Source organism: Colwellia sp. BRX10-1, assembly GCF_014077545.1.
Taxonomy (GTDB): Bacteria; Pseudomonadota; Gammaproteobacteria; order Enterobacterales; family Alteromonadaceae; genus Colwellia_A.
This window is the reverse complement of the sequence record NZ_JACGWC010000011.1, coordinates 69,990-83,761: the sequence shown is the minus strand read 5'-3', so window position 1 is coordinate 83,761 and position 13,772 is coordinate 69,990. Positions and strand designations below refer to the sequence as shown.

The 13,772-nt window shown below is 38.9% G+C and carries 7 protein-coding genes; 4 read left to right on the top strand and 3 right to left on the bottom strand.

The window, feature by feature from the left end:
- Positions 1-25 precede the first annotated feature (25 nt).
- The 4 genes from H4J75_RS11030 (at position 26) to H4J75_RS20400 (ending at position 9,107) form a co-directional block, all read left to right on the top strand.
- Complete coding sequence (locus H4J75_RS11030; protein ID WP_182222151.1) at positions 26-3,187, top strand: TonB-dependent siderophore receptor; 3,162 nt, start codon at positions 26-28, stop codon at positions 3,185-3,187.
- 274 nt (positions 3,188-3,461) lie between these two features.
- A complete protein-coding gene (locus H4J75_RS11025) occupies positions 3,462-3,983 on the top strand; it encodes a shikimate kinase (RefSeq protein ID WP_182214319.1) in 522 nt (173 codons plus the stop codon).
- A gap of 34 nt (positions 3,984-4,017) precedes the next feature.
- Positions 4,018-5,328, top strand: a complete 1,311-nt coding sequence (sbcD, locus tag H4J75_RS11020; RefSeq protein WP_182214321.1) for an exonuclease subunit SbcD — start codon at positions 4,018-4,020, stop codon at positions 5,326-5,328.
- Positions 5,325-9,107, top strand: coding sequence for an AAA family ATPase (locus H4J75_RS20400; protein WP_182222150.1), 3,783 nt, complete (start codon positions 5,325-5,327; stop codon positions 9,105-9,107). The genes sbcD and H4J75_RS20400 overlap by 4 nt, the downstream gene beginning before the upstream one ends.
- A 68-nt stretch (positions 9,108-9,175) precedes the next feature.
- Here H4J75_RS20400 and H4J75_RS11010 read toward each other — a convergent pair whose 3' ends face one another.
- From H4J75_RS11010 to H4J75_RS11000, 3 genes are all read right to left on the bottom strand, one after another.
- Positions 9,176-9,976: a hypothetical protein gene (locus H4J75_RS11010; RefSeq protein WP_182222149.1), complete on the bottom strand. Its 801-nt coding sequence runs from the start codon at positions 9,974-9,976 to the stop codon at positions 9,176-9,178.
- Between the two features lie 167 nt (positions 9,977-10,143).
- On the bottom strand, positions 10,144-11,808 hold the full coding sequence (asnB, locus tag H4J75_RS11005; protein WP_182222148.1) for an asparagine synthase B: 1,665 nt from the start codon (positions 11,806-11,808) through the stop codon (positions 10,144-10,146).
- A gap of 211 nt (positions 11,809-12,019) precedes the next feature.
- The gene (locus H4J75_RS11000) at positions 12,020-13,738 is read right to left on the bottom strand and encodes a LysM peptidoglycan-binding domain-containing protein (protein WP_182222147.1); all 1,719 of its coding nucleotides are present in this window, start codon (positions 13,736-13,738) and stop codon (positions 12,020-12,022) included.
- Positions 13,739-13,772: the final 34 nt, after the last annotated feature.

Genomic DNA, 13,772 nt, shown 5'->3' with positions numbered 1-13,772 from the left:
ATATAATTAACTAAAGGATAATATTATGACAAAAGCATCCCCAATAGCGAAAGCTATCAAATACGCACTGCTTGCTGGTGTATCTACTTCAATGTTATCAATGCCTGTTTTTGCTGAAGAAGTTGGCGCAGAAAAAGAAGTTGAACGAATTTCCGTTACGGGTTCACGCTTAAAAAAAGCAGAATTTTCAAATGCTTCACCTATCCATGTCATCACGGCTGAAGATGCAATGAAAGCTGGCGTTAGAACAGTCGCTGATTTATTACAAAATACATCAATGGCAAATGGTCAACAATTTGATGGTTCATATAACTCTAACTCTGGTGGCTCTAATGCATCAGAGGCACCGCCAAGTGGTGGTGTCGGTTCATCTAATGTTGGTTTACGTGGTTTAGGCCCAGAGCGAACTCTTATTCTTATTAATGGTCGACGATTGGGCTCATCAGGTGTGCGAGGTGCTCCATCACAACCTGATTTAAGTTTGATCCCGGTTAATATGGTGCAGCGTATTGAAGTGATCACCGAAGGAGCTTCATCTATCTACGGCGCCGATGCTGTTGCGGGTGTTATTAATATTATTCTCAAAGAAAGTTTTGATGGTTTTGAAGTTTCAGCAAATATTTCTGATACGCAACACGGTGGGGGCGCTACAAAAGATTTCTCATTTATTACTGGTTTTGAAGGTAAAAAATCAAAATTCACCCTCTCTGCATCTTATTATGAGCGCGATCGCATCGCCGTAAAAGACCGTACCGATTGTATTCGTAAAATATTTGAAGACGACAACGGCAAAAGAACCTCGGTGTGCTCAAGCCGCTTTTGGGATAATTCTATCTTAGATATTACCGGTTACAATGCTGATGATCCAAACGCGCCAGTGATGACCTATCCGCATCCATCAGGTATTGGTTTTTTTACCACCCCTGGCTCATCTGATGTTGGTATTCCGGGTTTTAGTTCGGCTTTTGGTTTACCCATTCCAAATGATCCTAACATTGATATTACCAGTTCAGATCAATTTAACCGCCGTATATACTCACCGGCACATTCTGATGCTGTTGACCGTATGGAAGCCGATTTAATTCAACCAGTAACTCGTTTTACTCTGGCGGTAAATGGTAGCTACTCACCTGATTTTTTTGGTGGTGATGAAGAAATATTTTACGAAGGTTATTATTTCCATCGTAACCTAACCAGCTTAGCTTCTACTGAACAAATTTATCCAACAATAGCTGCTAATATCCCCCATGAAGATGCTAATGGTAATTTAGTCACTAACCCCGATGGCTCATTAAATTTAGTTGATAACCCACTAAACCCATTTCCAGATTATGATGTTTCTCACATCATGACTTTAGAAGACTTACCACAAAAACGAGAGGTTGAATTAAATCACTTCCGCTTTGTTACTGGTTTACGTGGTGACTTTACCAGTGACTGGCTATCTAATAAGGGCTGGAGTTATGAGGTGTTTGTTTCATACGACCGCGGTGTTGGTGATCAAACTCAACCCGTAATGAATGAAACTAACCTAGCATTAAGTTTAGGGACATTGCGTCTAGACAATGCCGGTAACCCTATTTGTGGAATTAATGCCCCAGCTGGTATTGGTTTTATTACTGCCAATGAATGTGTTCCTGTCGACTTTTTTGCAGAATCTATCTTTAATGGCGGCAGCTACGGTGGCGGTACATTCGCTACACAAGCAGAAAAAGACTTTTTAATCGGTACGCGTATTAATACAACAACTGTTCAGCAATCAATGCTCTCAGGTTTTGTTACCGGTGACGTCTTTGACTTTGAAAAAGGTGCGGCTGCAACCGTTGCCATGGGACTTGAGTACAGAAAAGATCGCATAGATTCTGCGGGTGATATGCTAGGTTCAACAGGGTTAGTCGCGGCAGAGAATCCTTTAACAGAAGGAGCAACCGTTGGCTCTCGTGATGTGAGTGATGTTTTTGCGGAGATATCATTACCGATTGCGGTCGATCAAAACTGGGCAAATTTATTTGAAGTTGAAGCGGCACTTCGTTATACCGATGAGTCTAACTTTGGCAGTGAATTAACCAATCGTGCACGTGTTACCTACAAGCCTTCTGAAACTTTACTATTTAGCACCTCGTATGGTACCTCTTTTCGAGCACCAAATTTACGAGAGCAATTTCTTGCTAACCAATTTGGAGGTGTAAGTGGTAGTGCTGATCCTTGTATGGTCTCTGAATCTTTAACGACAAATAGCCAATATGATCCCTCTAAAGAAAATCGCTCACAAACAATTTTAGATAACTGTAGTGCTCAAGGTGCTGACTTTACTCAAATTGGTTTGAGTGGCGTACCCAGTATCCCAACCTCTTCAAGCGGTAATGCTAAAGACCTAAAACCTGAAACATCAGAAAATTTTACGGCAACATTTAAGTGGACACCGGTGTTTGAAGGGGATTACGAGTTTAACTTTGGGGTTACTTACTTCAGCTTAGTGGTTGAAGATACTATTCGAACAATTAGTGCGGCGACTATTTTAAAGCGTTGTTTTGATTCTCCTAATATGGAAAGCTCATTTTGCCCTCGTATTTCAAGAAACAGTGGTAATGCACCCGTGATTAATTTTCCAAATTTAATTGATACCTCGTTTATTAATATTGGTGAAGAGACCTCGAAAGGTGTTGATGTTAATACACGGTTCGTGACTAACTTTGATAATGTAAGAATGACATGGGACAACCAATATACCTTACAAACTGAACGAGAAGTCACTATATTCAAAGGCGAATCATCTGAGGACTTGTTAGAAGATTTTGGTACGCCAGAGCATCGTTTAGTGTCAACCTTGAATTTTTCAATGGATGAATGGAACTGGATGATCATGGCAAATTATATGTCGGGTACTCAATCAGCTGATGATGTCAGAGATACGGCTAAATGTGATGTCTTTATTAAAAATGAAGACTTAGTTGGTAAGCCGCAAACGGTACCTGTTTGTTCTGCCGATAGTGCGGTTTATGTTAATACATCAGTCACTTATACCGGTGATGACTTTTTAGTGACAGCAGGTATGAAAAATGTCTTTGATAAAGCGCCAGAGTTAGTGGATTTAACTGCTGGCTCGAACCGTGGCAACATGGTGACTTCATCGGGATATGATTTATATGGACGTAGCTTTTTCTTAAATGCTTCGTATCGCTTTTAGTCATTTAAGTAGTCATATTTAAGCAAGTCGATAAAGGGCGATACGAGAGTACCGCTCTTTTTATTCAGGCACTTGTTTGCTACGAATCAAGTTAAGCAGATAACCTTTGTTATTGCCTAAGCCTATAATCTTAAGCTTTATTCGCATTTAAATCATGGCTAGTTGTTAGTAAGGATAAACGCTATCAACTTGTTTTTTTGCATTAAAACGCTAATTTTTTATCATCGGTTCAGGTACACTACCTTTGATAATAATATGACAAAAGGTGAGCTACTTGCAAAAAATCCTTATTTTTGGCAATGCTGCAGCAGGTAAGTCGACTTTAGCTAAAAAAATAGCGGCAAAACAAGGCTTAGCACATTTAGATCTTGATACGCTCGCCTGGCTGGCAACATCTCCACCGCAAAGAAAATGCCTGTCAGATTCAGCCATTGCAATTGACACATTTACTCAACAACATGAAAATTGGGTAATAGAAGGATGCTACAGTGACTTACTAGAGCTACTGATTAATAATAATGCAGTAGACCATGACAACGTTAACAAGAAAGCGTTTGCTAACGAAATTATCTACTTAGATATAACGATTAATACATGCATTACCCATGCTGAAAATCGTCCGTGGGAAGCGCATAAATATCCATCAAAGCAAGCTCAGGATGATAATTTAGCCATGCTAATCGATTGGATAAAGGCTTATGATACACGCACCGATACTTTTTCAAAGCTAGCTCACCAGCAACTTTATACTCGCTTTGTCGGTAAGAAAAAAACCATAAAAACCCATGAAAAATAACTCACACCTAGGTTTAAAACCTTAAGATAACTTTATGAAATTTCGTATTCTCCATACTTCTGACTGGCATCTAGGCCAAAATTTTTACGGTAAAAGTCGTGCTGCAGAGCATCAAAATTTTTTAAATTGGTTACTCACACAAGTTAGTGAACATGACATTGATGCAGTGATTGTTGCGGGTGATATTTTTGATACCGGCACGCCACCTAGCTATGCCCGAGAAATGTATTTTGATTTTATTGTTAATATGCATGAAAAAAACTGCCAATTAATCATTCTGGCCGGTAACCATGACTCTGTTGCCATGCTTGGTGAGTCGAAGCAGTTATTGTCACATCTATCATGTCAGGTGATCACCAGTGTTAGCGATAAGATAAATCAGCAAGTCATTACGCTTAACAATAAACAAGGTCAACCAGGGGCGATATTGTGTGCTATTCCTTTTATCCGCCCGCGCGATATTATTAGCAGCAGTGCGGGGCAATCTGTTAAAGATAAACAACAGTCATTGCAGCAAGCGATTAGTGAACACTATCAAACACTATTTACCCAAGCAGAAGTTATTTCTTCAGTAAATGATGAAAAAAAATTACCGGTTATTGCCACTGGGCATCTAACCACCGTTGGTGTGACCAGTAGTGAGTCGGTGCGCGATATTTATATTGGCACCTTGGAAGCTTTCCCTGCCAATGCTTTTCCGCAAGCCGATTACATAGCGCTTGGCCATATCCATCGCAGTCAACGGGTTGCTAAATCTGAGCATATTCGTTATTGCGGATCGCCAATAGCCTTAAGCTTTGATGAAGCAAGTCAAACTAAAAAAGTCTTAATCGCAGAATTTGAACAAGCAAAACTGAGTCAGGTTATTGAACAAGATATTCCCTGTTTTCAACCTTTATTGATGGTAAAAAGTAAATTAGAACAGCTCAGTGATGATATCAATAAGCTGGTTAGCGAGCTCAATAGTTCGAAGACCTCATTAGAGAAAGAACAAAAAATTTGGCTTGATATTGAGATTAACAGTGCTGAATATTTACAAGATTTAACCCCTCGCATTGAAGCGCTTGTCAAAGAACTACCGGTAGAGGTCTTGTTGGTGCGACGCAGTAAAACATCTAGGCAGTCGATGCCAGAAAGCCAAAAGAAAATTACCTTAAATGAATTATCTTTAGCCGAGGTGTTCTCAACGCGATTACAGCAAGAAAATTGGCAAACAGATACAGAGATAAGCCAAAAAGATCGACTTGAAAAAATGTTTGCGCAAACGCTAGAGCAAGTGCAACAGCAAAATACCACAGGCGAAAAACACAGTGAAAAATCTCAAGTTGCAGGTGAAATTAAGTGAGAATATTAAGTTTACGATTTGAAAATATCAACTCACTTAAAGGTGCGTGGAAAATTGATTTTAGCCAAGTACCTTTTGACAATAGTGGCTTGTTCGCCATTACAGGACCAACAGGCGCTGGAAAAACCACCATATTAGATGCTATTTGCTTGGCGCTTTACCATCAAACACCCCGTCTAAATATTTCAGATAAGCAAAACCAATTAATGACCCGCCATACGGCGAGTTGTTTAGCTGAAGTTGAATTTGAAGTAAAAGGTAAAGCTTATCGAGCTTTTTGGAGTCAACGACGCGCTAAAAATAGTGTTGAAGGGAATTTACAGAAACCGATTGCGGAACTTGCCGAGATTTCAATGTCGACAGCACAGAATGATCAAATAATAGCAACAAAAGTCTCGCAAGTGCGCAATGAAATAGCCAGTTTAACCGGTTTAGATTTTTCTCGTTTTACCAAATCTATGATGCTTTCACAGGGACAGTTTGCCGCTTTTTTAAATGCCCCCAGCAACGAACGAGCTGAACTTTTAGAAGAGTTAACCGGTACTGAAATTTATGGGCAGGTTTCACAGCAAGTCTATCTGAACCATAAAAATGCCAGTAACGACTTAAAAATATTACAAGCACAGAGTCAAGGTACCGTTATATTATCGGCAGAAGAATTAACCTCGTTGACTCAACAACTTGCAACGCTTGGTGATGATGAACAACGAGTGGCCACTGAACATGATTTGTGGCAAAAAGCACATCTTTGGCAACAAAAGTCGCTTGAAAACCATAACAGTATTAATGTGGTTAACAACCAACTTGAGTGTGTAGCACAAAAAGAGCGCGACGCCGAAGATGACTTACGCTTATTGGCTTTAGCTAAGCCGGCTGAGAAATTGCGACCTGTTTTCGAGCAATATCAGCAAAAAATACAATTACAAAAATCATTAGTGGTCAGTAACAATGAACTTTTAATTAGTTGTAAAAATATCGAACAGCAAACAACTATCGCTCAGCAAGCCTATGAAGCCTTAACGAAAGAGCAGGGCATTCAATATTTAGCCGATCAACGCATTGAAAATCTGATCATTGAAGAAGTGATCCCCCTGGATAACAAAATCTTTCATTGGGTTAAACAAAAAGAAGAATCAGCCAATAAATTAGTTGAGTTAGCTAGTGCTCAACAATTATCAAAAAATAATTGTGACAAGTTAGCTAACGAGCAAGAACAACATCAAGTACAGTTTATTAAAAATGAAGGCTTTATTAGCAATAATCAGATATTGAAACTTTTGCCCGAGAAGCTGCCATTATGGCAAAGTCAGTATCAATATTTATCGCTCACTGAAGATGAAGTGCAGCAAATCCTGAGTGACCAAAAAAGCTTACATTTACAACGTCAACAATTAAATGTTCAACAAGAAACCCAGCAAAATTTGATCAATAAACAGCAAAGTGTGCAAGATGGTCTTATTGAGCGATTTGAACAATATCAACAAGAAATAACCGACGTCCTAGCGCAAGTGTCGATGAATGACCGATCAGCTTTACAAAACAAGATACAACAACGACAGGGGCAAATTGCTGAGCAAATAACTGCCCTTGAAAGCGCTCGTCGCTTTAACTTTTTATCAAACGAAGTCGCTAATGCTAGTGCCGATAACGCAGAAAAAAAACAGCAATATCAACGCGTTTCTGAACAAGTACTTGAATTAAGAAACCAATATCGACAAGTGCAGATAAGGCGTGATGATGTCATGCTTATTGTCGATCAACAAAAAACTATTTTATCGTTAAATGAACATCGTAAAAATCTTCAGCCCGAGCAAGCGTGTCCATTATGTGGTTCAAATGAGCATCCGGCTATTGACGAATATTCATCATTAGCCGAGGGGGAATCGTCTGAGTACCAGCAAAGGTTTGATCAGTTAACGCAACAATTAAAACAATTAGAGCAGCAAGGCAAGGCTCAAGCAGAAATACAAGCTCAGCTTAAGGCGGAACTTGGCGTTGCCGATAAACAACAAGAAGAAAAATTAACAGAGCAACAAGTTTTATTCAGTCAATGGCACTCAAAAGCACAGCCACTCGATCTAGATTGTCCAATAGCAGATTTGGCCTTTATTGAGTCTTTTATTGGCGAGCGAGAAAATAAGCTAGAAAATTTTGTTAACACAAACGTTAGGCTTCAAAAGGCTGAACAACATTTACAGCAGTGCCAGCAGCAATTAGTCGCTGCTGAAAAAGATAAATCAACGCTTGAAAACCAAGCTTTACTGCTGATAAATAATCAAGAAAATGTCCAAATAAGTTTGCAACAATTAACGGTTCTTCTCACACAAAAGCAAAAAATTAAGGCCGAAGGGCTTACTGCTTTTAAAGCCGATATTACCGCCATCGCCAAGCAGGTAAATACCGAGCAAAGTAGCGTATCATTTGCAGCGTTGTTTAACGAAAACACTGAAACGCTAACCAGTAATGAAATTTTTTCTACTTGGTTTACTGAAATAAGCGAACAAGTAAAACACTATCAACTGACGTTGCAACAACAAGAACAGTTCTTGCAGGTCATTACAGGGTTAAAGCAACAGTTGGCTGTTGCACAAATACACCACAATGGCCTCAATGACGACCACGCGCAAGTTAGTCAAACTCACGGGCAAGTGATTAGTGAACTTAAACAAGCTCAACAGCAACGCTTTACTCTTTTTGAAGAAAAAACCATTAGCCAAGTCAGAGCGGATATCACCACTAAGCGTAATGCGGTAGCTGATGAGCTTGATAAATTACAACAAACTTTTCAGCAATGCATGCAAACGCACCAACACCAACAAGGTCTTTTAAAAAGCGCTGAACAGCAATTAACACAGCTTAATGAAGAAGTTGAATTATTGACTTCAGCGTGGCAAAACGCCTTATCTAAAAGTGATTTTTCGCAAGAAGTTGATTTTATCAATGCGTTATTACCCCCTGATAAACAAGATGTGTTTCAGCAAGTGTCAGACAGTATTACCCTTGAAAAACAGCGTTCACAAACACTACTTGAACAATATCAGCAACAACTTCAACAATTGACTTTTGAGCAAGCTGCGATTCAACAAGCAGGTGTTACTGATTTTAGCACCTTGGCGATCACGGAAAAATTGGCAGCATGTAAAGAGCAATTGAAACAAGCGCAGATACAACTAGGACAATTAGGGCAAACATTAAAACAAGACGACATTCAACGCCAACAACAACAAGGTTTACTTGAAAAAATAACGGCTTTACAAAAAGATGTCGATGATTTAGCCCATTTAAATGGCTTAATTGGTTCGGCAGATGGCGCGAAATTTAGAAAGTTTGCTCAAGGATTAACGCTCGCTCATCTCGTTTATTTAGCGAATCAACAGCTCGAGCGCTTACATGCTCGTTATCAACTTAAGTGCCAACAATCGGAGGCATTAACCCTTGAAGTCCTTGATACATGGCAAGCAGATAGCGTACGGGACACCAAAACACTTTCTGGCGGTGAGAGTTTTTTAGTGAGTTTGGCGTTGGCGTTAGCTTTGTCTGATTTGGTCAGCGCCAAAACCAGTATCGACTCTCTTTTTCTTGATGAAGGTTTTGGCACACTTGATAACGATACACTCGAAGTGGCACTTGATGCGTTAGACAGTTTAAATGCTAGTGGCAAAATGATTGGTGTCATAAGTCATGTAGATACGCTTAAAGAACGTATTCCTGTGCAAATAAAAGTTAAAAAATGCAGTGGCTTAGGTGTAAGCGAGCTAGAGAGTCAGTTTAGATTTTAGTCGACAAGGGGTAGGTAAGAGTAGGTTATTAAATAGTCATTAACCTACTCTTGCTTATTTTTACGGTGCTAAGAACCTTCAACGAAAGGAGGTGCTGTTCTCGCAGGTATGTTGCTTAGTGCTTCTAAACTTTCAACTTTTAATAATAATTTTTTATTCTGCTCACTGAGTTGAGTAACACGGCTCGCCAGGGCTATTTGCTGTTTATCACGACGTTGAGAGTTTGACTCTATAGCGGATAACTCCAGCGATAAATTTTTAATATTTTCAGTCAACTTTTCTTTTAGCGCGTCTATTGAGAACTCAGTAGCTACTTGCTTATTATTGACCTCGTTTACTGTGGCGTTTGTTGCCACAAGTGTTTTACCTTGAGTTACCGATAAGTCAGTCAATAATTTATTGTCTTTTTGTAAAGTCTTAATTTCAGATTGGTTTCTTCGCCAAGCAGAAGCCCAGAGCTTGTCCATTTCTTCCCACAGTTTATCACTGGTCTTGCCGAGTGTTTCTATGCGTACTTTCATCTCTACTGCAGATTCACCCATTTCTTCGCCTGTAGCGGAAAGTTGGTGCTCTAAGTCGGCAATACGTTGCTCTGCTGAAGCTATAATGGCATTTGTTTTAATATTTTCTTGATAAAGCCAATAGCCAGCACCCGCAATAAATAAATAGATAAAAATAATAGCCGCTTTAGCTATTTTTATTGGTGGTGAACTAGGTGTTTTATGTGGCTTTACTATTTTAGGCTGAGGTGATGTATTATCAACCGAATTAGCTGAAGCGGGAGAATAAGTTCGAGTATTTTTGAATGCCTCGACCTGATCTTTATCAGGCGTGATACTCGGCATGTTATGGTCGATTTGCTTGGTCAAAATATTTTCCTGTTAGTACTATTTATATCATTTTTATCTTATTGGTTATTCTACACAATTATAATTCTATGTATTCAAATTAATATTATTATTTTGATGAGATAAAAAATTGAAAAAAAAACCAATAAGTCAGACTTATCGGTTTTATAATATTTTAAGGATAAATGCTAGTAACTATCGTTATGAACACTCATTACCGCTCGACCTGAAGGGTCAGCATTATTTTGAAAACTTTCATCCCATGCTAATGCTTCTTCAGTACTACAGGCAACAGATTTACCACCAATAACACAGTCGGCTGCTGAGGAAAGTGGAAACTTATCTTCAAAAACAGTACGATAAAAGTAGGCTTCTTTACTGTCTGGTGTATTCACTGGAAATTTAAAGTTAGCCGTTGCAAGTTGCTGATCGGTCACTTGAGACTCAACATGCGCTTTTAAGCCGTCAATCCAAGAATAACCAACGCCATCAGAAAACTGCTCTTTTTGACGCCACAAGATCTCTTTAGGCAAATAACCTTCAAACGACTCACGTAAAATCGCTTTTTCCATTTTTCCATTGCCACACATTTTATCTTCTGGGTTGATGCGCATGGCAACATCCATAAAGTTTTTATCTAAAAATGGCACTCGGGCTTCAATACCCCAAGCTGACATAGATTTATTGGCACGTAAGCAATCAAACTTATGTAATCTGTCTAACTTGCGGTTAAGTTCTTCATGAAACTCTTGTGCGTTAGGCGCCTTATGGAAATATAAGTAACCACCAAAAATTTCATCAGCGCCTTCACCTGAAAGTACCATTTTTATACCCATGGCTTTAATTTTACGCGCCATTAAGTACATAGGGGTAGAAGCTCGAATAGTGGTGACGTCATAAGTCTCTAAGTGATAGATAACTTCTTGTAAGGCATCTATACCTTCTTGCTCAGTAAACACCACGCTGTGATGAATAGTGCCTATGCTGTCTGCTACTGTTTTCGCGGCAATTAAATCTGGTGAGCCTTCAAGACCACAAGCAAAGGAGTGAACCTTTGGCCACCAAGCTTCAGCTAAGTCATTATCTTCAATACGGCGAGCGGCAAATTTTTGCGTTATAGCCGATATTAGCGATGAATCTAAACCACCCGATAATAAAACACCATAAGGTACATCAGTCATTAAATGACTTTTAACCGACTCTTCTAGCGCTTCACGAATTTTTGTTTTACTGGTGGTATTATCTTTAATCGCAGAATATTGTTGCCAGTTACGTTTATAATACTTTTGTAATTTGCCAACACGACTGTCAAGAATATGGCCAGGAGGAAACTCACTCACTGTTTTACAAATAGGCATCAATGCTTTCATTTCAGAGGCAACATAAAAGTTACCGTCTTCATCATAGCCAGTGTAAAGTGGGATAATACCGATATGATCGCGTGCTATAAGGTAAGAGTTATCAGTTTCGTTGTATAAACAAAAAGCAAACATGCCTTGAAGTTTATCAATAAATTCGACGCCAAATTCTTTATATAGTGGCAGAATAATTTCACAATCTGAGCCAGTTTGAAATTGGTAATCTACCGTTAAGTTTCCTGCTAGGGCTTTATGGTTATAAATTTCACCATTTACAGCGAGAATGTTTGTTTTGTCTTCGTTATATAATGGTTGAGCACCATGCTCAGTATCAACAATTGATAAACGTTCATGCACTAAAATAGCATGTTCGCTGCTGTAAATACCGGACCAATCAGGACCACGGTGACGTAATAAACGAGAATATTCTAGGGCTTTCGGACGAAGAGCGTCTGCACCTGTTTTTATATCTAATATACCAAAGATCGAACACATTGAAGCGCTACTCCTTTAAATTATTAACAAATTTTGAGGTACGTATAAAATTAATCGTTTATACGATAGGGCCACTGTGACAGCTATAAAAATATTATCAAGTGCTATTTTGCTGAATAACTTATATATGGTTATAAATAGCCATTTTTAATGTAAAAAAACGCTAAAGACTGCAGTCAATAGCGTTTTATTAACCATCAAATGTTATTGATTAAATATTGTTAGTCACATCAACCGACAATTTTATCATTTGACCAGGTTGTAAATATTTTTTGCGATTTAAACTGTTCCAGCGTTCAATATCACTAATTGAGACCCTAAATTTATTGGCAATACGTGCGAAAGAATCACCACGTCTTACCTTGTAGGTGATATTTCGCATGATTGCCTGCTCTGGCGGCTGGTAAGACGTTGTGCTGGCTAAATTGTCTTTAACCACAGCGCTTTTCTGCCAAATAACCAGTTTCTGGCCAAGTTTTAAAACATCGCGTGGCGCCATACCGTTCCATTTTGCAATACTTCGGCTACTGACCTTATAGGTTTGTCCTATATCCCATAAAGTATCGCCTGCTACGACAAGGTGTGTTGTTTTCTCTCCACTTCGTTGACGGTTTTTAGTTGTCGCCGTCCGTTGCTTTTGAGAAAAAACATAACTGTCGAGCGACTGCGTCGCTACAGGAATTAATAAATGTTTGCCCGCACGAATTTGTGTGCCTCTAATATTATTAACCTGTTTAATTAACTTGATATCAGTATTAAATTTATGGGCAATTTCACCTAAGTTATCACCTTCTTTAATTTTATAACGTTGCCATGCTAAACGATCTTCTTGGGGAAGTTCAGCAAGCTTCTTCACAAAATTAGCGACTTTATGGTTTGGTATCAATAAACTGTGAGGGCCATCAGGGTCAGTTGCCCAACGATTAAATCCAGGATTTAAGCGCTGTAGTTCAGCCAAAGATAAATCAGCTAACTTAGCCGCTTTTGCTAAATCTAACTGCGATCCTATATCAATATTGGTGATCTGACTCTTGTTTTCAATTTCGTAAAGTTTAATATTGAAATCTTCAGGACGTTTTATTACATCGGCCAACGCAAGTAATTTTGGTACGTAAGCTCTAGTTTCTCTGGGTAAATCTAAAGACCAAAAATCTGTTGGTAAATTCTTACGAGCATTTTTCTTCATTGCGCGTTTTACGCGACCTTCACCAGAATTATACGCAGCGAGTGCTAATAACCAGTCGCCATCAAAAAATTTGTTTAAATATTTTAAATATTGAATCGCACCTTGTGTTGATGCAATGACATCACGGCGTCCGTCATACCACCAGTTCTGCTTCATATTGAATCGCTTGCCGGTTCCTGGAACAAATTGCCACATACCTGAAGCACGACCATGAGAGTATGCAAAGGGATCAAAAGCACTTTCAACTATAGGTAAAAGCGCTATTTCTAGCGGCATATCATTTTTTTCAAGTTCTTGCACAATATAAAAAATAAAGGGCTCAGCACGTTTTGCTACGCGGTCAAGATATTCAGGATGTTTTACAAACCAATTGCGTTGCTGCGTAAGGCGTTTATCTTCTGGAATTTCAAAGGTAAATTTAGTGCGAATACGTTGCCAGATATCATCGGATACATAAATATCATCAACAATTTCTGGGTCAGTTAAGGTAAATTCTACATCCGCAACCGGATGAATAATGTCAATGTTTTCATCGGCTAATATCGCCTGATTAATTTCAGCAGTGCTAGCGATCATCCGTTGGTCAATATCTGTTGCTTGAGCGCCATCACTATTTTGCACTGACGTCGCTTGACAACCCATTAGCATGACAGAGAAAGCAACAGAAAATGATAGCGGTAGAGCTTTTGCAAAAGTATATTTTTTAGCAGGTGATTTGTTTGATGTTTTTAAGATAAATTTCATGTAGGCACTATATTATTTTACTTAAGGTTAGTTT

What these genes read in the sequence shown, in the direction of transcription:
- sbcD (WP_182214321.1), top strand. Translation starts at nt 4,018, where the DNA reads ATGAAATTTCGTATTCTCCATACTTCTGACTGGCATCTAGGCCAAAAT.
- asnB (WP_182222148.1), bottom strand. Translation starts at nt 11,808, where the DNA reads ATGTGTTCGATCTTTGGTATATTAGATATAAAAACAGGTGCAGACGCT.
- H4J75_RS11030 (WP_182222151.1), top strand. Translation starts at nt 26, where the DNA reads ATGACAAAAGCATCCCCAATAGCGAAAGCTATCAAATACGCACTGCTT.
- H4J75_RS11000 (WP_182222147.1), bottom strand. Translation starts at nt 13,738, where the DNA reads ATGAAATTTATCTTAAAAACATCAAACAAATCACCTGCTAAAAAATAT.